Below are 22479 nucleotides of genomic sequence, written 5' to 3'. Positions count from 1 at the left end.
TTTACTCATATCGCAAGATCAGCGACGGACGCGTACTCGCGGCTTTAAAGGCAAGGGTCGCCACAGTCAACCAAGTGATACCGGCAACCACCAAGGCTGCTGCGCCATAAACCCACATTGCTTGCTCAATGCGGTCATTAAAGTTTGCAAGCCAATCACCAACGAGCCAATAAGTTACCGGATAAGCAATGGCGATACTGACTCCCACCAAAATCAGGAACTCTTTTGCTAAGATATTCACAATGCTTAGCCGTGATGCCCCCAAGACTTTGCGTACAGCTACTTCTTTTTGACGGCGAACCGTTGCAAAGGATGCCAATCCAAAAGTGCCTAAACAGGTTAAGAATACAGCTAGCGCGGTGAAGATAAGTACTACCTTTGAGATACGCTCATCACCACTAAGTACCGTCCTATAACTATCTGAAAGTAGGTTGATCTCTGGTTCATACACGTTTGCGGTTTTTGCCAACACACTAATCAAGTCTTGTCGAATCTGTGCTAAATACTGCGGGTTAATCGTTAAGATTACTTCAGATGTTGGATTAAAATAAGTAAACCCCAATAAAAACATAATATTAGAACTCGCTTCTTGTGCATTCCCCACTTTGACGTCAGCGACGACGCCAACCACTCGCATCTCTACGTTACGGCCAGTATCTTTGATAGTTTTGCCAATAATATCTGCAACATTACTGTAGCCAGCTTGCTTGGCGACTGACTCGGTAATAATGGTGCCTATTGTGGTTACGCCGTTAACTCGATTTGACCAATCACCGGCAAACTGTCGGCTAAAGTCTCGACCTGCAAGTAGCGTTAACCCTAATCCTTTGACTACCTCGTAGCTTGTACCAATAACTGGCGTTAAGGATTGCGACTGTTCACCATTTGGCCACGTTGGTACTAGGGTGTTATTAATCGAGCGAGTCAGCTGCGTATCTATCACACTGATATGTTCAACGCCCTCAATCGCCGCGAACTGTTTAACTAATGACGTTGGCGCTTTTGTAAAAGCCGCTTTAACGGGCACTTCTGAGACCACCAAACGCTGTGTGGTTTCGTAACCAAGCGGTAAATTTTGCAAATGTGCCAACTGGTACTGTAGCGTTATCGAAGCAATAATTAACCCAACCGCAAGTGCTGCTTGTACAGTTAAAAGACTTTTGCGCACCCAAATCGCGGTACTCCCACGCTGTAAATCTCCGCTTAGTACGCGTTTAGCACTAAAAGATGAGATAAAAAATGCAGGATAGAGACCCGCCAACAAACCCACGATGACGGCAACCGCGACTACTACGACACTAAACATAGATGCATAATCAATACTTAATTCACGGCCAACTAGATTGTTGAAACTTGGCAATAGTAGCTCGACCAAAACACAGGCTATTGTCATTGCAAGCAATGACACGAGTACAGACTCAGATAAAAACTGTGCAACTAATTGCGACTTGCTGGCACCAAGTGCCTTGCGTACACCCACTTCTTTTGCACGTTTGGTCGACTGTGCAACCGTCATATTAATAAAGTTAAAGCCAGCGATAAGGATCAGCAGCACGCTTAAACCAACACAGATCATCACCACTTGTTTCGCACCACCCACTTTCATTTCAAACGGCGACTTTGCAGTAAAGTGAAGCTCCGTTAAGGGGTGTAATTGCAGCGATAAGCGACCCTTAAAATCACCGAAATAATATTTCTCAGTCAGTATGCTTTCCAAAGCAATAACATCTGTTTGCGGCGCCAATCTTAAATAAACATAACTAGAAGTTATATCCGTATTGACTGGATCATGCTCTACAGACACTAGGTTTTTAAAGCCAAAATGCGTGTTTTCAGGTAAATCTGTAAATACTGCACCTACCGTATATTGGCCGTTTTTATGCTGTAGAGTCTCGCCAACCACGTTTGTGCGACCAAAAATACGCTGAGCTTCTGAACTACTCAATGCAATGCTATTCGGTACACTCATGGCGCGACTTAGACTACCTGCCACCGTCTCCATATCGATAAAATTCTCGATATTTGCAGTTGCGCCATAAAGGTCATTCAGTTTAAAACCTTGATTTTTTACTGTCACATCTACTTCAGCTTCGCGAGTAAACTCCACCATCGTCAGCGCAAAAACCTCTTCAACTTGGCTATATTCAAGTGCTCGAGTGCCATTGATGTAATTAAAAATAGGAACGACCCCAAGCCCTAATTGCGAATAGTCTTGTGCAATTCGATACACACGCTCAGCATGAGGTTGCTGGCTATCGTAAGATAGTTCATTTTTTGCAAACAGTGCGACCAAAATTGCCGCGGCTAAGCCCACACTAAGCCCAAGTACATTTAAAATAAAATGCTGTTTTTGCTGCTTAAAAGCACGCAATGCTGTTATTAGATAATTCACTATCATCGTTATGCCACCTCTGATTTTTGTGGTTGCACCACCGTGTTGGCTTTGTCTAACATCACTTGGCCATCGAGAAGGCGTACAAGTCTATCCGCGTATGACCCCTCTTTTTCTGAGTGCGTTACCATGATCACGGTTGTGCCTTCGCGGTTTAGCTCGCGTAACATCGCCATGACTTCTTCGCCGTTTTTGGAGTCCAAGTTACCCGTTGGCTCATCCGCTAAGATAAGTTTAGGGTTAATAACCAGCGCTCTTGCAACCGCCACACGCTGCTGCTGACCACCAGAAAGTTGCTGTGGTAGGTGATCAGCGCGGTGGTCGATGGCAACGCGTTTTAAAATCTGCTCTACACGCTGCTTACGTTCACTTTTTGAGATATTTTGGTATTGCAGCGGTAGCTCGACATTTTCAAACACAGTCAGCTCATCAATCAGGTTAAAGCTTTGAAATACAAAACCAATAGACGCTTTACGTAGCTGTGAGAGCTGCTTTTCGCTATAGCCCGCAATGTCCGTGCCCGCAAACTCAAACTGCCCAGATGACGGTGAATCCAACATCCCTAGGATGGACAATAAAGTAGACTTACCACACCCAGACGGGCCCATGATGGCGACAAACTCACCTTCATTAACAGTTAGGTTAATATCGTTTAGCGCAGTCGTTTCAACGTCTTGAGTACAAAATACACGGTTTAGGTTAGTTAGTTTTATCATTGTTATATCCTTAGAAATTGAGTTGTTGCGCTTTGTCGAAGTTGCTATAGCTTGAGGTGATCACTTGCTCACCTTGTGATAAACCATCTAACACTTCGTAATAATCTTGATTCTTTTTACCTAAGCGAATGTCACGACGCTCGGCGGTTTTGCCATCACTTGCCAACACGTATACCCAATTACCGCCAGAGCTTGTAAAAAAGGCACCGCGTTTTAGCAATAAGGCATTTTCTTTGTTGCCGCCAAGCATCAGTTCGACATCTATGCTTTGGCCGCGTTTAATGTCGCTTTGGCCGTTTGGTAACGCCACTTCTACCTGAAATTGTGATTGCGTTACACGGCTATCAATTTTGCTCACCTTGGCACTGACTAAGCCACTGTCTAACATCACATTCACTGCCATATCCGGTTGTACTTGATTTAAATAAAACTCATCAAGGCGGACAACCAACTTGTATTCATTCGGAATGTCAATTTGGCCTAACCGTGCCCCTTTACTCTTTGACTCACCTATTTCAACATCCAGCTCACTCAAGTAACCCGATACCGGCGCTTTGATCAGTAGGTTTTCGAGATTTTGACGGGCAAATTGCAAGTTCTTCTGTAACATCTCAGCACTGTCTTCTAGCTGTTCTACTTGCACTTTACGAATTGAATTTTCCTGCGCTTGGCGCTCTAACGTCAGCTCCTTTCGGGCCTTGTAATACTGTAAATCGTCTTCGATTTCAGACAATCTGTCGGTTGCCAGCACACCTTTTTCAACGAGTGGCCTGGATTGCTTATAACGACGTTCCAAATGGCTAATTTGTAAGTCAATTTCCAGCAAGTCACGGCGTAAATTAAGGCGACTGGTTTCCATGGTCATTTGGGTGTTTCTTAGGAAGTTAAGCTGCTCTGTTACTTGTGCTTCGCGACTCATCACGTCTAGCTGTAAACTGGTATTGCTCAATCTCACTAATGGCTGACCCGCCTCAACAAACTCACCCTGCTCCACCAAACGCTCTTCTACTTGACCACCCGCGATGGTGTCTAAGTAAATCGTGGTTTTGGGTACGACTTGACCACGCAAGCTTAGCGCGTCCACAAACGCCCCTTTGCTTACGGTACTCACCGTAAGGCTACTCAGTGCGAGATTTTGACTACGACCTGAAGAGGCTGTGTTATTGAATGCCAGTGCCGCTGCTGCAATGCTCAGTAGTACACCACCTGCCACCGCTTTCTTAAGATGTTTTTGCAATCCTGAACGCTCTATTTTCTTATCCATAATCACGCCTCTTGTTGTTAGTCGGTTAAATCGTTTTATCGAATATGTATGACTAATATCAAACACCATGCCAAGCTTAATTTTATTAGTAATTACAAAGCTTTAGGTATCTACCATTATATTCTAAGAATAATAAGTGTCCGGAAATAGAACACATCAAAAATCACAAAGTGTCCATAAATGAACACTTTTCGTAGACGAGATCTAAACGATTGCGGTACGCTAAAAGAAAAATAAAGCGATCAGGATATGAAGCAGGAAGGCACCATATTAATTGTCGACGACAACAGCGATATATTAATTGCAGCAAAGCTTTTGCTAAAAAAGCATTACCAAACCATCATCACCACAGATAACCCCTTTGATATAGAAGCGCAGATTACATCGCAGCAAATAGATGTGATCTTGCTTGATATGAACTTTAGCCAAGATGCTATTAGTGGCAAAGAGGGCTTCTATTGGTTAAAGAAAATTGTCGAGCAAGACCCAAGCATCGTGGTGTTGTTAATGACCGCCTATGGTGACATTCAGCTTGCCGTTGACGCGATAAAAGCAGGCGCCGCCGACTTTATCGCTAAGCCTTGGCAAAACGACCAACTACTCGGTGCGGTTGCCGCCGCATTTGCGCATGCCAAAGACAAACAACAGGTTGGTAAGCTCACTCGTCAGACGCAAGGGTTAAATCAGGCACTCAATCAATCCAGTGGTAGCCATCAATTTGCTTTTTTAGGACAAAGCTCGGCCATGCAAAAGGTATTTAGTACCATCGAACGCGCGGCACTCACCGATGCCAACATTTTGATCACCGGCGAAAGTGGCACGGGCAAAGAGCTTGCCGCCCACGCCATTCATCAGGCGAGTATGCGTCGCGACAATACCTTTATCAGCCTAGACATGGGTGCTATCTCCGAAAGTTTGTTTGAAAGCGAATTGTTTGGTCATAAAAAAGGGGCGTTTACCGATGCGAAAAGCGATAAGGTCGGTCGCTTTGAACTCGCACACGAGGGGAGCTTGTTTTTGGACGAATTGGGCAACCTGCCGATGGGCCAACAAACAACGCTACTTGCAGCGCTACAAAATCGACAAGTCACTCCTGTAGGCGGCAATAAGCCTATTTCAGTGGACATACGGCTTATCTGTGCCACCAACGATAATCTGCAACAAGCGGTTGATGAAGGTCGTTTTAGGCAAGATTTATTATATCGGATCAATACCATAGAGATCCGTCTGCCACCGCTTCGCGAGCGTGTCGATGATATTCCACTGCTCGTAAACTACTACCTTGAACACTTTTGCCACAAGTATAAAAGGCAGCTTGAGGTAAATAGCAGCGACATGCAATGTCTACAAACCTACCCGTGGCCCGGTAATGTCAGAGAGCTCGCACATGCTATCGAACGTGCGGTGATCTTAAGTGAAACCGAGTTTTTGGATATCAGTACCGTGATTGGCACTAATCCCACGGCGGCACAAGCAAGTATGGAAGATACCTCGGGCACCAATACACTCACTTTTGAAGGCACTTTCAACCTTGAAGAAATTGAACAACGTACGGTGCGTGCAGCGCTCAAGCATTATCAAGGCAATGTCTCAAACGCAGCCAAAGCGCTCGGGTTAACCCGAGGGGCAATGTATCGTCGCTTAGAAAAGTACGATTTGTAGGAAGAAAAGAAATGACACGCGTTGCTCACCATCCCATCCTTGTTTTTTTCTTTACTATCATTGGTCTAGTAATTTCCAGTGGGCTCTCGCTATATTTGTATATACAAGGTGGCTTTTCGGCAACTTGGCTGTTGATCACCCTTATTACCATCACGTTTATTTCAACCTTATACTTTCAATTTAACAAGCAAAACAAGCACATGGGTTTTGTACTTAAGTCTTTAGCCAATGGCGATAGCTCCTTGGGACTAAGCCAACATCACCCAATGCGGCAACACTTAGAAGAGATCAAAACGCGGATCCAAAGCGCGCGGTTGAGCGCCGAGCAGCAAGCTCACTTTTTACAAACCTTGCTAGTGCATATCGACTTAGCGGTTTTGGTGTTCGACAGCGAGGGGAAGGTTATTGAATCAAACCCAGCGGTAACCCGCCTACTCGGTAAACCCATTAATCAAAGTCAAGACTTAGACCATCTTGCACCTTTGGTTAATGAATGCGATAAGAGCTTGAAAACGATAGCAAATTGGCAATATGGCGAGCAACAAGATAACTTGTCTATACAAATAACATCAGCGCATATCCAAGGGCAAATTCGTAAAATTGTCACCTTACAATCCATTCGTGATGCATTACAAAACAAAGAGCAGCAAGCCTATAAACGCCTCACCAAAGTGCTTACGCACGAGGTAGCTAACTCTATTACACCTCTGGCATCCATTGCACAAACCTGTGGGGGACTCTTGCCCGACACATTGAGTTTTGACGATGAAGAAGATAAACAAGACCTAGCCTTAGCGTTGCAAACACTGGCAAAACGCACTGAGTATCTGGGCGCTTTTATCGCCCGTTTTAGAACGGTGAGTAATTTACCCAGCCCAGCGCTGCAACCTGCCCAGCTTGCGCCGCTGGTAGAGGGCATCTATCAGTTACATCAACAAAGCTGTCATCAAGCGAACATAGACTTACAGCTTGATGTTAGCCACTCCCAACTGGTGATGTTAGACACGGCTCAAATTGAGCAAGTACTTATTAACTTAACCAAAAATGCCATAGAAGCGGTGCAGCAGCGCAATGAAGAAGATCAGCGAAACACCCGCCAAGTGGTATTAAAGACCGGAGCCAATAACGCAGGCCAGCACTATATAGAAATAAGCGATAATGGGCCCGGCATTGCCGAACATGTAGTCGACATGATTTTCGTGCCGTTTTTTACCACTAAACAACAAGGCTCGGGGATCGGCTTAAGCCTCTCAAGACAAATTATGATTAATCATGGCGGCGACTTAATTTATCTTAGGCGCGAACAAGGCGCATGCTTCAGATGCGTATTTGGTTAGTAATCAACGCAATCTAGGTGAAGCAAAACATATTCGTTTGGTAATATGGGAGCCCTTGTTATTTGAGATCCTTCGTTGTCATTTAGTGCTACATTAAAGCTAAGGTAAAACTATCCAAAAGTGTGTAGTACTTAAATTGGCAGTCATAGTTAGCCGCAATCGTAAGACCACGGCTAATATCGCTCTAAATGATTGAGAATATGAGGAAAAACATCTACATCAGCCTGACGCCCAAAGATACAATCTATGTGCGCGTAATTGGGGATCACCTTACGCGTAAACTGAGCATCACCAAAAGCATGACAAAGACGTTCATAGGTTTTTTTCGTGCTCTCAGGTAGATAGCATTCGTTATCTGCCCCGCTAATAAATAGCGTCGGTACGTTTAACCGGTTGATGTGTGGCATGTAAACGTCCTTGCCATCTGCATCGACCAGTTTTCCTGCGCGACAAATTGCAGCAAGGTGCTCAAGGGTTTGAATATTGGCTTCGGCAAATAGTTCATCAATATGCTCATGCAGCAAATCGGTTAACTGGTCATGACGGTATAAGGAGGCGTACATAAAAGTCACGCGATGGCAGCTGTCATTGTTGCATCGCCCCTGTGCTTCAGCGAGCGCGTACAAGCCTAACGCCTTATCATACAAAGAGGCAAGCCCATTGCTCTGCTGTGGTACTCGCGCCGTTAGCGAGTCTACGCCCAGCCTTTCTAAAAATGAGGGGAGATGTAAACCTGTCTTCATTTTCGTTGCCATCGGCACCACCACGTCCGCCGCAATTTGTGATGCAACAACACTGCGAACCCCTGAAAGGCCGCTAAGCATAGACATAAAGAAGGTCGTAGCACCATAACAATGCACCACCGCCTGGATACTATCTGCTCCCGTGATGGTTCGGATCTTGTTCACTGCAGCAGGGTAATCGTATTTCGCTACCTGATCGCCATTTGATTGCTTTGCGGCAGCAGGCAACAAAATACTGACTCGATAATCCAATAGCCACACGTCATATTGGTTAGCGACTAGGTACTCGACTAAGTTGGTATCTATCATATCGGTGGAAAAGATACTCGAAGCAACTCCCAGCCCATGCACTAACATAACCGGGCCCTTGTCACCGCCACGATAACGAGTCAGCGATAGCTGCACATGATCAGCTGTATCAAACAAGTATACTTCAGGTGTTGGAGCCCTTAGCAGCCGTTTTTTGCGCACCAATTCACCACTGTGCGTTTTTTCTTGGTAAAAAATACTGCCGTAACTCTGATATAGTGTGCCCGCAAAAAATTGCCCAAAGCGCGCGATGGCTTTTAAGCGAGCCGCTTTACTCTCGGCATGACTTACACGAATAGTGGCAAGCTGCGTCACAAAATCAATCGGCGCTATTTTCATAATACCGTGACCACACACGGCCCCTTGAGTATCTTCTCCTTCATGAATATCAACAAATAAGGTTGTAGTATCATCCCAAAGATCGAGAGAGTGAGGGTCGTCTTTGATTAACTTAAAGGCATTAAAGAAGTACTGTTTGCCATCCTCCGCCATTAAATTCATTTTATAGATCATCTTCCGAGTATTTGGAGGAAAGACCTGACGCTCAAACAGACGAAACTCACCATTGCGAACGGTCAGTGGTTTATCAGAAAGCAGATTACACTCAACGCGACCCGAAATGTGCGCTTTATGTTGTGGGTCGGTCAACATCACCTCTAGATCCGTCGAGGTGACCGTCAATACAAAAGACAGCGTTTGGTTTGTTTCTTGGCCCAGCTGATAGGCAGCCAAGTAGGTTTGTAAAGAGGTAGTGCTTGGCTCTACCACGCGGCTAAAATAGCCCTGCATTCGCTCTGTAAACGCCAACCCTGTTGTAGTCGGCTCAGCGGTACGGGAGCGGCTTGACGGCAATTGATAGTCAATTTGCCAATCACGGTCCTTGGCGATAAGCGCACAGCAGCGCTCCGTCAATGCACTTATCGTAAGCAGCGGATTGACCGCAAGCGACGTTGGAATGATGGCACCATCTGACACATAGAGCGAGTCGTAGCAGGCATCACTCTCTCCCGTAAACACTTGCCCTTTATGATTCACCACCCCTTCGGAACCCGTCTCAGCAAGCCGACAGCCACCTAAAGGGTGAACTGTAACCAAGCGATTATTCAACCATGGTGACCAAATTGGGTTTTTAACATAGGTGCCACCGAGCGCTGCTGTCGCTTGAAGCAGCTTTTCACTCGCATGATGAAAATTAGGTTGAGCTCCTAACTCAGGCCAACGGATGTTCAACTTGTCTTGCTCTAAAGTTATAACACCTTGGCTATCGTCATGGCTCATTACTAAGTAGGTCTGAGTATGTTTTACTGCACCATGATAAGCGCCTCGCCATTGGCTTTGCCATACTCTCGCTTGCTCCTCCAAAGCGTCATAAAAACCATGATCCGTGTCGAGTCCAACTACACCCGCTGCACTTGCAAGCGCAGTTGGCAACACTCCTGCCATGGCGCCAGGTAAACTACCCTCTTCAATAATCATTTGTTGCGCGCGTTCGCTCGCTTCACGGAGATCGATTGCACTGGTGATACAAGGTCCTGTAGGCGCTTTGCCTTCTGGCTCTAGATTACCAACCCCAACACCACCGATTTCGCTGTCGCAGTTATAGCCAAAACCCAACATATCGCCATTACCGGTAAAATGCTGACCAAGTTGCGAAGAGATAGCCAAACCGCGACTTTGGCTACGCAATAAAATTTCATTACTACCCAGCGTGCCAGCGGCCAAGATCACAATATCCGCCTCAACAAATAACGGGGCTGCAGAAAAGCATTCTGCGCCGGTTCCCATGTCTTGGTAAAACACCCGCCAACCAGAGTCGATTTTCTCAAGGTAGCGTACACTGGCCTGACAATAAATTTCTGCGCCATGATTCCAAGCATCCGGTAAGTAATTCATTCGGGTGGTATTTTTGGCATTGAAATTACAGCCAGACACACAGTCTCCGCAGTTATTACATGCTTGCTGCTCAACACCCACATGGTTAATGCCATCTTCTGGGGTCGCAAAACATACATTGATTGGTACTTTATTAAAGGGGGCTTCTAATGCATTTGCCGACTGCTGGTGAGCCTTAAGTTTATTCAAAGTTGGGTAATGTTCAGGGTATAAGGCAGGCTTCAGCATCTCTCGAGCCCGCGAGAATCCCTCTTCCAACAAACCATCCTCATCATCTCGGATCGCGTGTGGCCATACTGGATCTCTCAGTACTGCATCTACTGGGGACAAAGCAACATTGGCATTGATAAGAGAGGTACCACCTAAGCCACAACCGACGACGACATTCTGTTCACGGTGCATATGAATATCAAATAATCCCAAATGAGAGCCCTTGTGCCCTGTTTGGCTATTAAACTGCAACTCACCAGCGGCCTCCAACTCGGTATCCGGAAATTCTCCCGTTAAAAACTCGCGCCCTCGCTCAAGTAGGCAGACTGATTTTCCGGCTCTCGCCATGCGTGACGCAGCGATAGAGCCACCATAACCACTACCAATAACAAGTACATCGTAATGCGGCTGAATTGCCGCCAGAGGTGAAGAAATTGGTTTCATTTGCTTGATTCCCTCTTCTTATTTTCGCTCACCACCTTGACCGTGGCGATGCTATCCGTGAAGTATCCTCCATCGGAGGCATACTGACCCTAGCAATAAGAGTAGAGCATTTATTGCACAATGGTGCAGTACACTGGTTAAATAATCCGGAGGATCAGCGGCAACAATAACAAACACCCCACCCCCCAAAGAATTTTATTGTTTGTCAGCAAGGCTGCGCGATACCCCATCATCAACCCAAGGGAGCCCAGCTTTGGCACCAGCCAAAACAACAATCCAGAAAATAGCAGTGTTCCTGTGATCACCAACAGGCTCTCAGGCACACCACCGAGTTGATAACGGCTCAGCCAGAGCGCCAAGGCAATAATCACGCTTTGATGCCAGAGATAAATGGGAAACACCGCTTTATTGAGCCCCGTAAGCAGTGGATGAGGACGGTTAAGATAACGCGCCGCTAATGCTAATATCAACAACACTGCGCACACACGCTGTAACACCAACACAAGACTCCCACCCCAAGTAATGAAGGTAGTGCGCGTGTCTTGCTGCAACCAGTAAAAATGATATAAAAGCAAAATAATCATGGCGTTGACTGCACAAACCCACAGCAGCACTTTACCTTGTCGAGCAAGCCAAGCCCAAAACCGATTATGCTTAGCAAGCAGATAACCTGCGAGCAGAAAAACAAACCCCTGAAATTCTCTTTTGCTATCACCTTCTAATGCCAACTGAGCCCAGAGTAAGCTTGCAAAAGCCAGCACGCTTAGTAGATAAGTTAACCAGCGCAAAGTGATACAATGCCGGAGCATTACTTGAAGCTTAGAATTAAAGACGATATGCAGTACAGCAAGGAGCAAAGTAAAACGCCATAATTCTCGCAAATACCACAAGTGATTGACATCGACATGGGGCCAAATACCGCTTTGATATTGACTAAATAAAGGGCTGTTAAAATCAATAAACTGTTTGTAAAAATCAACATACCCGAGCGTTAATCCAGCATTTTGCTGCATTTCTGCGTACAGTTGCACTGGCACAACAACCCATATGCCAAATAATAGTGGGAGCAATAACAAAGGAGTACGAAAGAACATGGCTGTGCATGCTCCTTGTTTATCAAAAATATATCTAAGCGCAACTCCCGAGATAAACCAGATAAGCAACATGCGCCATGGTGAGATCACTAACATCAGATATTCTAGCCAAACCGAAGTATAAGCACTTTTGTAGTGAAAACCCCAGTTAGGTACATATAACATAGCGGTGTGATAAAAAATGAGTATTGTAAATGCAATAACACGCAGCCAGTCTAGCTCTACTCGCCGATTTAAATGATCCATGTTATTTTCTTTTTGAAAGTAAACTTACCCCTACAGTGCGCCAATACAGCGTACAAACAAACGAAATTTGCTTAAATAACAATAGCTAGGGATAAACCGTGGAATAGAGGGATAAAATAAGTGACCGCTTTGCGTCCAGTTGCTAGAGTAAAAGAAAAACTCAAACCATGATGTTTTCACGTACCTTTATTCAGCAATACCACCCTTTGATGGCAATGGCATTACTCGCCCTCTTTCTGGCGATTAATAACACCTTAAATGCCATTACTCTGATCATGGATGCCAAGCGAGATGCGCTGCTAGATTTTGCGCTGTGGGAACCTTTCGTGTGGGAATATACCAGTGCAGCTGCCAGTCTAGCCTTAATTCCTGTCATATCTTGGTATTTAAACGCATTTCCTTGGCAGTGGCATAAACCTGTTAACGTCGCTTTTAGCTTTTTTATGGCCTCACTGTTATTTTGTTTTGGCCATGTTGGCATCATGGTGTTATTACGTGAAACGATTTATTTTAGTTTGCAACTAGATTACAACTTCCACCTTTCTTGGTTTGAACTTATCTATGAATATCAAAAAGATGCATGGAGTTTGGTGTTCTTTATTGCACTCATAAAAGGTTATCAATTTAGTGTCTCCCATATGCTTGGTGAAGCATCTCCGATAAAACAAGAAAGCGATGAAGGTGAAACACTCCACAAACCTATTCATCACTTATTGGTACGTAAGCTTGGTAAAGAATTTATCGTTAAAGTTGAAGAGGTTGAGTGGTTACAGTCGTCTGGAAATTACGTCAATCTACACGTAAATGGCCGCATTTATCCGCTACGCTCAACGCTTGCTACTTTATGTCAGCGCTTAGACCCCGTTGGCTTCGTGCGTATTCATCGCTCTTTTGCTATTAATGTGTCTAAAGTGGTGAGTATTACGCCGCTCGCCAGCGGTGACAGTGAAATCGCATTGCAAAGTGGGAAAGTATTAACGCTCTCGCGAACCTATAAAACACAATTTAAGCACCAACTAGGCCTTGAATAAATGGGCAATACACGATCAGTGAGCAATCGCGTGTTATTGCGTTAATCCCATTAATCAATGATAAATGCTGTAACGCTAAAGTTCATTTTGTATCCATTTCATCGCTCTACACTACACAGCCGCAACAGGTAAGGTGCCTATTTTTGCATTTGCACCGAATTTATATACAATCTTATGCGGTTCAGATGCCTCATTGGACTGCATAATAAAAGGATAATAAAAAAGGCTCTATGAAAAACCTCATCACTCCATTACTCGCAGCAATCCTGCTCCTAAATGGCTGTAGCCAAATACAGCAACCTCAACAGGATGAACCAACGCCAGATAACTCCGTGCAAACTGGTGTAAATAAGCCAAGAGAAACAGTTAAAAACGAAGCTAAAACGGTGGTTAAAACACCATATGATCCGCTCGCAACTGATGATTTATGGCTCCGCATTAAAGATCAGCTCAGCTTTGCCGATTCCGACGATAAGCGTGTAAAACAACGGATTGATTGGTATCTCAGGCATCCAAACTATATGGATACCATCAGTGAACGTGCAGCGCCGCTACTTTATTACTTAGTAGAAGAAGTCGAAAAGCGCGATATGCCAATAGAGCTTGCATTGATGCCGCTAATTGAAAGCGACTTTAATACCCAAGCCTACTCTCACAAGCATGCTTCGGGTTTGTGGCAACTCACACCGCTGATTGCAAAACATTATGATGCCAAGATCAACGCTTGGTATGACGGCCGCCAAGATATCGTAGACTCGACCCGTGTCGCATTGGACTTTTTGCAATACCTCCACAAACGTTTTGATGGTGATTGGTATCATGCCATTGCCGCCTATAACACAGGTGAAGGTAGAGTGCTTGCAGCCATTGAACGAAATAAAAAAGCAGGTAAACCAACTGACTTTTTCCATTTGAAGCTACCGCGCCAAACAAGTCACTACGTACCAAAGCTACTTGCGGCATCACAACTGCTAAAGCATGACTTAATGAAGTTTCCTAAGATCCCTAATCGTTCGTTAATCAGCGTTATTAAACTCGAACAACAAGCTATTTTATCTGATCTTAAAGGTTGGAAAGAAGTCGAGGTATTAAATCCAGGCTATGCACGTTTTCCTGCATTACTCGGCGGCCCTGAGCATATTGTCATCCCTACAGCGCGCGTGTCAGAGTGGCAAACCATGCTCACACACTTACCAAAAATGCCCGCGGATACATGGCAACATTATACTATTCGACGTGGAGACTCTCTTAGCACCATTGCAAAGCGCTACTCGCTAACTGTCGCCGAATTAAAAGCCTTTAATCAATTAAAGAGTGACCGTATTCGTGCAGGAAAAAAGCTAATTTTGCCCATTTTGGCAGACAAACAACTGGACTATCAGATCAAACACGGCGATAGTTTATGGCGCATTGCGAAACAATTTAATGTCAGTGTCGCTAAGCTAAAGCAATGGAATCAGCTTTCGACAGATAGACTGAAAATTGGCGATACGTTACTCGTATTTCTGTCGCCCTAGGGCGTAATATCAGTTGGATAAATATGTCAGAACATAATAATAACTCACACTCTGAAGATTTGACCGAAGAGAAACGCACTGAGCGCCTAAACCCATCTCCACATAATTCAAGACAAGCGAGAGGGACATTTAAACTCTCTCGCTCTAAAATGAACACCATTTTAGCCCTGTGTGCGATGTTTATTTCCGCAGCGTCGTTTTACGCCACCTACCTGCAAGCAAAGGCTGCTCAGGAGCAAGTTTCCGCAGCCGAAAAGCAGCTAAAAACTGAAACCTGGCCATGGCTACAATTCAGCTATAGCAACTTTGATTTAGACTCCACTCAAGCAACGATTAGAGTCGATATTCGCAATTCAGGAACCGGACCTGCCATAATCCACTACATTAAGTACGAGTTTGATGGCGAAAATTACTTTGATGTTACCGAACTGATGGACGCTTGTTGCAACCTTAACGCCTATCAAGCAGCGCTTAGTGATGCTCAAAATGAAGAATCGAATATCAATTATCTAAAAAAGTTTGGCTGGTATGTTTCCAGTGCGCCACAAAAGATTTTGCTGGCAGATGGCGACACTTTCAACATTTTTACCATGCCAAAAAGCAATTTTAATCGTGGATTATGGGACAAAATTGATGCCCATAAGTCGGTTTTTAAGGCAGAGGCCTGCTACTGTTCTATACTAAAACAGTGCTATACCACGAATGAAAAAGCAGTGATCACTGAGGTACCTAGTTGTTCAACGACACCGATAAATTCTACCAACGAGTAATACAGCATCTGTTGCAATTTGAGGGCGAGGTACTACATTTGTACCTAGATGTGAATGCCAATCCGACGATTGGTGTTGGTTTTCATATGCAAAGTGTTGAACAATTCTGCCAATTACCGATGCGAGATAGGCGCTCCAAACGCTCTGCCACCCTACAACAAAAGCGCGATGAATACCGTAACATTAAGGGAAAACCCAGCGGCTATAAAGCTTCTTGGTATGCGCAATATACCGAGCTTACCTTGCCACCAAAAGCGTCTAAAAAATGTCTTATAGAGCAAATCAAAGAATTTGAACAGTACCTCATTCATTTTCTTGCCAAGCAAGAAACTGGCAGCATTCCTTATCAGCTATTACCGACGCCCGCTAAGATTGCGCTATTGGATATGGCTTATAACCTTGGTACCAGTAAGTTATTTTTGGCCTTTCCTAATTTAATTAAAGCCGTCAGCGCACAAGATTGGCACAACGCAAGTAAAGAGTGTAGCCGTCTACATATTAGCCCAGCACGAAACGAAGCCACCAAAAAGCTATTCCTCAAGTGCGAGAAATACAAACGCTATCAACTGACTTGGTTTGAAACTTTGGTTAAAAAGCTAAAGCGTTGGCTACATAGCTAACAAACAATTATAACGATTGGCAAACTGAGTTGTTATCCCTCTATAACATATAAACATAATGCACTAATATTATTGAATAAATTTTATTTTCTTGGTTTTTGAACTTGTGAGTTTTTATGCTAACTTGACCAAGTCGCATCTAGGATATGTTGGTTTATTGAGTGAGTCTCTGGCGAATACGGATGGCAGTCATAACTACACCTCTTGTATTTCCAGCAAGACCTCTCTGTCATGACGCTCTAGTCGCTACAGATACAGTTATAGCCTGGTAACAGACCAAGTTAATGGCGCTGGATTTGTAGCTGCCTTTCTAGTTGGCGCAGCTTTGGGTGGATTAGCGAAGAAGCTTTACAATAAATACGCTTCACCTATCGGTCAGCTCCGTGTTCTGGATCTGACCTACTTAGTAGGACACGAAATCATGTTTGAGTTTATTGAGTCTCTGTTACCTGTGTTTTTCGTTTTTATTTACGTAGTACTTCAAGAGAGATGGAAGGAAAAGTGCGACTTACCTTTAAAACAGCATATTTTAATTGTGCTCGCAAAGATAACAATATGCCTAGTTTCTGTTGTGTCATTGGTGTTTATTTTTGGCAGTTGGCTTGGTGCTAGTGAAATACAAATGCTACCAATTGTTGCTATCGGATTCGGCTGCGCCTATGGATTAGCCTGTTATCTACTCGAACCCTTTTACTCTAAGAAAAGCTAAGGCCTGCTACAAACGGGCATAACAGGGGATGTATCAAACATTAGTTCTCAATAAAGCTTTGAAGAATATAGGAACTAAACTGAATGAAGTACATTGCATTATTACTATTATTAGCAACTAACCTCTCGTTATATCTTTATAACGGCGTGCCAAATTATATCTTTGTCTTGCTATTTAGCTGTTTACTTAGCAGTACACTCTATTCTATTTGGAAAAAGCATTCAAAATAGACATTTCAGCTCAAGAAGAAAGACGCTATTGGCTCATAAATCAGGCCATTTTCATTGCGGTGAGAGTGGTATAAGTAGAACTTCTTTACCATCAGCGAGAAAGGCGTAATGGGCTTCGTAACACTAGGTTCTGGCTTACAATTTCGAAATAGCGTGATATGTGGTGAGAATGGATGCGGGTTGTGATAGAGGTCGCATTTTTCTCCAAAAGCACGCAATGGATTGGCTAAATCAAGCAAAGCTTGTGGTTTGTGTTCGGGCTTTAAGTAAAAAATGCCATTGTGCTGCCAGTAGCCATAGTCACCAAAGGTGAGTGTAAATTTAGGCACCGATAGAGCACTCGCAAAATCACAAAGCTCAGCTACTTGTGACTCCTCCACCATAGCAAGAAACGCCAGTGTAAGATGCCAATTATTCGGCTGAGTATTGGCTTTACTCGCGCTCACACTATCCACCAGCCATTGGCCAATATGCGCTCGAGTGTCGTCATCCATGCCAATACCAAAAAATAATCGTTTTTGCATCTTACACCTATATTGATAATCTAAGGTTTAACTAACCGCTTACCTACTAAAGTTAGCATAACCCCAGCGGAGAGACACAATAAGCCAATAAATTGCAGCCAGGCGTTTTCTACACGCTCACTAAATTTAGGGCCTTGAAAACGATAATGCCTTCTACCATCGGTTACTGATTCGGTATAAGCGCTCCCTTTATAGTCTGAAAAAAATACCGTTTTTTTATCTAAACGTTTCGCCATGGCAAGCTTAACTTGCTCCACAAATTCAATATCGCTATTCCTACTATGAGGGACAAGGAGAAAGCGCCATTTTCTATATAGTTCGACGGGTTCACCAGCTTGCAATACCCCCTGAGATTCATATTCAAACAGTTTTTCACTAAAAAATATCTGTTTGTAGCCACTCCAAAATAACCCAACACCGAGAGACACTAGCAAAATAGCTAATATCGCAAGTTGCTTATATTGCTTTTGTTTTGATTGTTGATGCTGCTTATACCAATACTCTATATCTGGAATTTGGCTTAATTCTTCACGCTTCCCTTGTGTTGAAAGGGTTTGCATACACTCATCTAAGGATAAATTCAGCGCCGTTAGTAACTTTCTAAATACCTCGTTAGAAGGCACGGATTTGTCGTTTTCTAGTTTAGATAAATAGCTTTGCTCAACACACATTTGCTCCGCTAACTGGGGTTGGCTCAAGCCTTTTTGTGTACGGATCTGTTTTATAAAGTGTCCTAGTGTCATCACGGTCATCCTCGTTTATTGTTGTTGCGACCCGGCACATTCTTGGCAATTCCTTGATAAATACCAAGTTGAATATTTAGGAATAAGCATGAATATCATAGCATTACGAAATATTCACGGTTTGAATTGAAGTTTTGATTAAAAAGCGCATAAACAGGCTCACGTCCAGATCAATACAATGCCTTTTGGTGCAGCCGTGCACGAAACTCACTGGGCGTACACGCCTTCAACGCTTGAAAACGACGATTAAAATTAGAAATATTATTAAAACCACATTGATCCGATATCACACTAATGGGAGAGGCAGAGCTAATTAATAGTTTACAGGCCTTGGCAATACGCAGCTGATTGATAAATTCCGTCACAGTACGCTCCGTACGCTTTTTAAAGAAACGGTGAAAGTGATTGGTGCTCATGTGCACTTGTTGTGCAAGCTCATCGGCGCTTAATTTGTCGGTGTAATTATCATAGATATAGGCAATAACCCGGTCGAACTTGTCTTTCGCGGGATCATGGCGGGCGTCAAAGCGAAAGCCGCTACTGGCTAAATGTTGATAGTTTGATGTCGTCATCCGCGTTAACATTTCGAGCAAAAGCACAAAGCGCATTAACGGCTCGGCATCCGCGATTTGCTCAAACCACTTTTTCGCTTGCCTCGCGACTTCCACAGGAAATTTGACGCCACGGCGCGCTGCATTTAGCAACTCAGATAAACCATGTAATTCAGGATGCTGAGCCACTAAAGACTCCAACCAGTGCGCGGGTATTTGTGCAACATGGACAACATGAGCTGAGTGATCCGGATTCGGCTTTGACTGCCAAGTATGTGGTAAGTCAGGACCTAGGATCACCAAATCTAAGTCTTCGTAAGGGGCAATATGGTCACCCACATGACATACACCGACACTGTTGAGCGTCAAACAGATTTCATATTCCGGATGATAGTGCCAATTAAAGGGAATTTCGGGCAACTGATACAGGCAATAACGCCATGAACATCCAGGAGATGGCAGTACTTTCTCGTACATCGCGCGCATAGCAATTTCCTTTTACATTAATAAACTTATTTAAAATCTGCATGTTATAAATTTTAAAACAACTACTCGTTACACCTAGTTGCATATCATGCAAATTCAATCACCAACCAATATTAATCTATCGAAATATAGCGACAGCCTGAAGTGCAGTGAAGTATTTTTGTCAAATTACTCTCATTTAAGCGTGAAAAGTATCATTAGTAGATAGAAATATACCGCTTAAAAAACACCCAAGGCGATACCCTAGCTTCTGCCAACAACAAATAGGAACAATGGGCAGAACAATGAAAACAACTAAGTTGAAGCAATTTAAATTGAATAAACTTGCCGCCATCGTGACAGCAAGTACCTTATCACCCCTTTTACTCACCGCTGCACCATCAGCATTAGCCGAAGAACAAAGCGCAACAGAAAAAGTCGAAGTGATTGAAGTAAGAGGCATTCGCCGCTCGCTTGAAGCTTCAATGAACACCAAGCGCTTTGCAGATGGTATTGTTGATGCTATCACCTCGGAAGATATTGGTAAGTTTCCCGACAAAAACATTGGTGATGCGCTACAGCGTATTTCAGGGGTCACGGTCGACCGTAAATATGGTGAAGTAAGTGGTGTTACTATCCGTGGTACCGCGCCCGAGCAATCGCGCATTCTATTAAATGGCCAATCCGTTGCCAGTACCGATTGGTATGATTTAGGTCCATCGACACGTACTTTTAACATGGAGCTGTTATCAGCAGAGCAAGTTTCGGCAGTGAACGTCTACAAAACGCCTGAAGCAAACCTTGAAGAAGGTGCGCTGGGTGGTACAGTGAATCTTGTCACGCGTAAACCACTGGACTTAGATGCACACACTTACATGGTGTCGGCAGAAATGGGCCGCTCTACCTTGTATGATGAAAATGACTTAAGCGGATCGTTTTTAGGTAGTTGGAAGAGTGACGATGAAAAATTTGGTGTGCTCGCAGCATATTCTGTTGAGAACCTGACTTCAGGCCGTCACGTTATTGAGTCCATTGGTGGCTACTATGAATATTTTGCGGCGGATCAAGATACGGGACAAGCATCTACAGTGGGCGCTTGGGCAATCGGCTCACAAGCATTTAGAGCTGAGCGCGAGCGCACCAGCGCGCAACTCACGGCGCAATTTGCGCCAAGCGATAACACCGAGTTTACAGTAGACTACTTTCGCTTTGAGTTTGACAATCCACATGTAAACCATAACTTCCTTACCGTAAGTGCCCGTGGTGCAGGTGCTGTTGATGTACAAAACAACGCAGCGGGCGGTACGCAGCGTGCGCGTATTTTGCCAGCTTACGCGAACATTATATACAACCCTACTGTTCGTAACGCCGTAAATATGGAAGTCGATGTCTTAAACTTCAGTGGTAAATACGTCGGTGATACTTTCGAGGTAAGCGGTGTTATTGGTCGATCTACATCTGATGGAGGTACACAGTTTGGTTCCTCAAGTTGGTGGATCCCAGCAACGGATGAAGGTGACAAAATTGGCGATCCAGCCTTCCCTAATGGTCAAAATAGTACTGATGGTGGCTTTACTTACGATGCCACAGGCCCTTATCAAATTTGGTTTGATTCGTTAGACCCAACCGATGCCTCACAGCTCAAATTTGCTCATGAATCAAACTTCCAAACTACGGTTCAAGAGCATGAAGTAAGTTATGCACAAGCCGATATCAAGTGGATGTTAGAACACGATTACTTCAAGAACATCAAAGCGGGTGTGAAAGTAAACAAAAACGAATTTTCACGTATCGCACTCCAAAGAAACCCAGCGGATGTTGTTGGTTTTGTCCCTGATGGTAATAGCTTAGCTAACTGGAGTGATGGTATTTTTACCAATCTTCATTCGCAAACGGGCGGACATATTCTTAATTCATACGCCAAGCTCGATGAAGATAAGTGGTGGGATTTTATCACTGGCAAGTATGAGGCGGGTGAATTAATCGAGCAGCAAGATTTTGGTAAAACCTACAATGTCGAAGAAGATATGCTCGCTATCTATGTGCAAAGTGACTTCAGCGGTGAAAACTTCCGCGGTAATATCGGCTTACGCTATGTGGATACAGAACAGCAGTCCAGCGGCTATGTTGATAACACGGTTTTCGATGAAACGGTTGACTACGACAACTGGCTACCGAGCATCAACTTCGCTTATGACTACAGCGACGATATTATCATCCGTGCGGCCGCCTCTAGCGTTATGTCTCGAGTTAACTACAACGACTTAAAACCAGGCCTAGCGATCGATGCCAACTTTGGTTCTGCCTCCGGTGGTAACCCGAACCTTAAACCTTATGAAGCAGATCAAGCAGATATTGGCGTTGAATATTACTTTACCGAAGCTTCCTTGCTCTCAGCAGCCGTTTTTGTGAAGAAAATTGACAACGTTGTCTTTTCTACCGAAGCGATTGAATATGTAGACGGATGCGGTACCGACCCTTCTAAGTATGATCAATGCCGAGTCACACGCCCACGTAGTAACGGAGACGGTGACGTAACAGGGATAGAACTGCAGCTTCAACATAGCTTTGATAATGGCTTTGGCTTTATTACTAACTACACCTACGTGGATAGTGAAACCACCACACCAGATAATGCAAAAGAAATGGTGCCGGGAGTATCTGAAAACTCATTTAACGGCTCGCTATTTTTCGAAAACGAGCAGTTCAGTGCACGTATCGCTTATAACTGGCGTAGTGAATGGATTGGCGTCGGTGCAGCACAAGCGGTGCGCAACGATAGCTACCAACAATGGGATGCATCTTTGGTGTGGCATGCAATGGAAAATCTGGATGTCAGCTTAGAGGGTGTAAACCTGACCAATGAGGTTATTCAATCTTACGACACCAACTACAACTTAACGCAGAACACCATTGAATTTGGTACGCGTTATTACCTTGGCGTCAGCTATAAGTTCTAACCTCGGAGCCCCAGTCGCTTGCGGCTGGGGTCATTTGCCTATGAAAACT

16 protein-coding genes are annotated in these 22479 nt (G+C 44.2%); 8 read left to right on the top strand and 8 right to left on the bottom strand.

Features of this window, described 5'->3' with window-relative positions:
* Nucleotide 1: 1 nt before the first annotated feature.
* The 3 genes from ABMY45_RS13230 to ABMY45_RS13220 are packed head-to-tail and all read right to left on the bottom strand — an operon-like array spanning nucleotide 2 to nucleotide 4372.
* A complete protein-coding gene (locus ABMY45_RS13230; protein ID WP_010606969.1) occupies nucleotides 2-2398 on the bottom strand; it encodes an ABC transporter permease in 2397 nt (798 codons plus the stop codon).
* Nucleotides 2399-2400: 2 nt separating this feature from the next.
* Nucleotides 2401-3108: an ABC transporter ATP-binding protein gene (locus tag ABMY45_RS13225; protein ID WP_102057788.1), complete on the bottom strand. Its 708-nt coding sequence runs from the start codon at nucleotides 3106-3108 to the stop codon at nucleotides 2401-2403.
* Nucleotides 3109-3118: 10 nt separating this feature from the next.
* The gene (locus tag ABMY45_RS13220; protein ID WP_349288979.1) at nucleotides 3119-4372 is read right to left on the bottom strand and encodes an efflux RND transporter periplasmic adaptor subunit; all 1254 of its coding nucleotides are present in this window, start codon (nucleotides 4370-4372) and stop codon (nucleotides 3119-3121) included.
* 249 nt (nucleotides 4373-4621) lie between these two features.
* On the opposite strand from ABMY45_RS13220, the gene ABMY45_RS13215 reads away from it, so the two are divergent.
* Nucleotides 4622-6034, top strand: coding sequence for a sigma-54 dependent transcriptional regulator (locus tag ABMY45_RS13215; protein WP_349288978.1), 1413 nt, complete (start codon nucleotides 4622-4624; stop codon nucleotides 6032-6034).
* Nucleotides 6035-6045: 11 nt separating this feature from the next.
* Nucleotides 6046-7371, top strand: coding sequence for an ATP-binding protein (locus ABMY45_RS13210; RefSeq protein ID WP_349288977.1), 1326 nt, complete (start codon nucleotides 6046-6048; stop codon nucleotides 7369-7371).
* A 173-nt stretch (nucleotides 7372-7544) separates the two neighbouring features.
* Here the strand turns inward: ABMY45_RS13210 and ABMY45_RS13205 are convergent, their stop codons facing one another.
* Both ABMY45_RS13205 and ABMY45_RS13200 read right to left on the bottom strand, forming a co-directional pair.
* The gene (locus ABMY45_RS13205; RefSeq protein WP_349288976.1) at nucleotides 7545-10970 is read right to left on the bottom strand and encodes a GMC oxidoreductase; all 3426 of its coding nucleotides are present in this window, start codon (nucleotides 10968-10970) and stop codon (nucleotides 7545-7547) included.
* A 137-nt stretch (nucleotides 10971-11107) separates the two neighbouring features.
* Nucleotides 11108-12310 (bottom strand): acyltransferase, encoded by a 1203-nt coding sequence (locus tag ABMY45_RS13200; protein WP_349288975.1) that lies wholly within the window; start codon nucleotides 12308-12310, stop codon nucleotides 11108-11110.
* Nucleotides 12311-12477: 167 nt separating this feature from the next.
* Between ABMY45_RS13200 and ABMY45_RS13195 the strand changes: the two genes are divergently transcribed.
* The 5 genes from ABMY45_RS13195 to ABMY45_RS13175 all read left to right on the top strand — a co-directional run bounded on the left by ABMY45_RS13195 (nucleotide 12478) and on the right by ABMY45_RS13175 (nucleotide 16957).
* Nucleotides 12478-13341: a LytTR family DNA-binding domain-containing protein gene (locus tag ABMY45_RS13195; RefSeq protein WP_174170171.1), complete on the top strand. Its 864-nt coding sequence runs from the start codon at nucleotides 12478-12480 to the stop codon at nucleotides 13339-13341.
* Between the two features lie 230 nt (nucleotides 13342-13571).
* Nucleotides 13572-14858, top strand: a complete 1287-nt coding sequence (locus tag ABMY45_RS13190) for a LysM peptidoglycan-binding domain-containing protein (RefSeq protein WP_174170170.1) — start codon at nucleotides 13572-13574, stop codon at nucleotides 14856-14858.
* A gap of 23 nt (nucleotides 14859-14881) precedes the next feature.
* The gene (locus ABMY45_RS13185; RefSeq protein WP_174170169.1) at nucleotides 14882-15628 is read left to right on the top strand and encodes a hypothetical protein; all 747 of its coding nucleotides are present in this window, start codon (nucleotides 14882-14884) and stop codon (nucleotides 15626-15628) included.
* The gene (locus ABMY45_RS13180) at nucleotides 15592-16248 is read left to right on the top strand and encodes a hypothetical protein (protein ID WP_174170168.1); all 657 of its coding nucleotides are present in this window, start codon (nucleotides 15592-15594) and stop codon (nucleotides 16246-16248) included. The genes ABMY45_RS13185 and ABMY45_RS13180 overlap by 37 nt, the downstream gene beginning before the upstream one ends.
* Nucleotides 16249-16669: 421 nt before the next feature.
* A complete protein-coding gene (locus ABMY45_RS13175; RefSeq protein WP_174170167.1) occupies nucleotides 16670-16957 on the top strand; it encodes a hypothetical protein in 288 nt (95 codons plus the stop codon).
* A gap of 235 nt (nucleotides 16958-17192) precedes the next feature.
* Here the strand turns inward: ABMY45_RS13175 and thpR are convergent, their stop codons facing one another.
* From thpR to ABMY45_RS13160, 3 genes are all read right to left on the bottom strand, one after another.
* Nucleotides 17193-17711: an RNA 2',3'-cyclic phosphodiesterase gene (thpR, locus tag ABMY45_RS13170; RefSeq protein ID WP_174170166.1), complete on the bottom strand. Its 519-nt coding sequence runs from the start codon at nucleotides 17709-17711 to the stop codon at nucleotides 17193-17195.
* Nucleotides 17712-17731: 20 nt separating this feature from the next.
* Nucleotides 17732-18454, bottom strand: coding sequence for a helix-turn-helix domain-containing protein (locus tag ABMY45_RS13165; RefSeq protein WP_010606983.1), 723 nt, complete (start codon nucleotides 18452-18454; stop codon nucleotides 17732-17734).
* Between the two features lie 170 nt (nucleotides 18455-18624).
* On the bottom strand, nucleotides 18625-19491 hold the full coding sequence (locus ABMY45_RS13160; protein ID WP_010377630.1) for an AraC family transcriptional regulator: 867 nt from the start codon (nucleotides 19489-19491) through the stop codon (nucleotides 18625-18627).
* A gap of 284 nt (nucleotides 19492-19775) precedes the next feature.
* Between ABMY45_RS13160 and ABMY45_RS13155 the strand changes: the two genes are divergently transcribed.
* Nucleotides 19776-22430 carry a TonB-dependent receptor gene (locus ABMY45_RS13155; RefSeq protein ID WP_174170165.1) on the top strand — a complete coding sequence of 885 codons (2655 nt, stop codon included), beginning with the start codon at nucleotides 19776-19778 and terminating at the stop codon, nucleotides 22428-22430.
* The last annotated feature ends 49 nt before the right edge of the window (nucleotides 22431-22479 follow it).

The organism is Pseudoalteromonas sp. XMcav11-Q (assembly GCF_040104525.1).
GTDB lineage: Bacteria > Pseudomonadota > Gammaproteobacteria > Enterobacterales > Alteromonadaceae > Pseudoalteromonas.
Note: the sequence above shows the minus strand (reverse complement) of the source record. Positions and strands in the feature narration are given on the sequence as shown.

Coding starts and splice junctions, on each gene's coding strand:
- ABMY45_RS13220 (WP_349288979.1), bottom strand. CDS start 4,372: ATGGATAAGAAAATAGAGCGTTCAGGATTGCAAAAACATCTTAAGAAA.
- ABMY45_RS13195 (WP_174170171.1), top strand. CDS start 12,478: ATGATGTTTTCACGTACCTTTATTCAGCAATACCACCCTTTGATGGCA.
- ABMY45_RS13185 (WP_174170169.1), top strand. CDS start 14,882: ATGTCAGAACATAATAATAACTCACACTCTGAAGATTTGACCGAAGAG.
- ABMY45_RS13210 (WP_349288977.1), top strand. CDS start 6,046: ATGACACGCGTTGCTCACCATCCCATCCTTGTTTTTTTCTTTACTATC.
- thpR (WP_174170166.1), bottom strand. CDS start 17,711: ATGCAAAAACGATTATTTTTTGGTATTGGCATGGATGACGACACTCGA.
- ABMY45_RS13190 (WP_174170170.1), top strand. CDS start 13,572: ATGAAAAACCTCATCACTCCATTACTCGCAGCAATCCTGCTCCTAAAT.
- ABMY45_RS13200 (WP_349288975.1), bottom strand. CDS start 12,310: ATGGATCATTTAAATCGGCGAGTAGAGCTAGACTGGCTGCGTGTTATT.
- ABMY45_RS13215 (WP_349288978.1), top strand. CDS start 4,622: ATGAAGCAGGAAGGCACCATATTAATTGTCGACGACAACAGCGATATA.
- ABMY45_RS13225 (WP_102057788.1), bottom strand. CDS start 3,108: ATGATAAAACTAACTAACCTAAACCGTGTATTTTGTACTCAAGACGTT.
- ABMY45_RS13165 (WP_010606983.1), bottom strand. CDS start 18,454: ATGACACTAGGACACTTTATAAAACAGATCCGTACACAAAAAGGCTTG.
- ABMY45_RS13175 (WP_174170167.1), top strand. CDS start 16,670: ATGTTTGAGTTTATTGAGTCTCTGTTACCTGTGTTTTTCGTTTTTATT.
- ABMY45_RS13230 (WP_010606969.1), bottom strand. CDS start 2,398: ATGATAGTGAATTATCTAATAACAGCATTGCGTGCTTTTAAGCAGCAA.
- ABMY45_RS13160 (WP_010377630.1), bottom strand. CDS start 19,491: ATGCGCGCGATGTACGAGAAAGTACTGCCATCTCCTGGATGTTCATGG.
- ABMY45_RS13205 (WP_349288976.1), bottom strand. CDS start 10,970: ATGAAACCAATTTCTTCACCTCTGGCGGCAATTCAGCCGCATTACGAT.
- ABMY45_RS13155 (WP_174170165.1), top strand. CDS start 19,776: ATGAAAACAACTAAGTTGAAGCAATTTAAATTGAATAAACTTGCCGCC.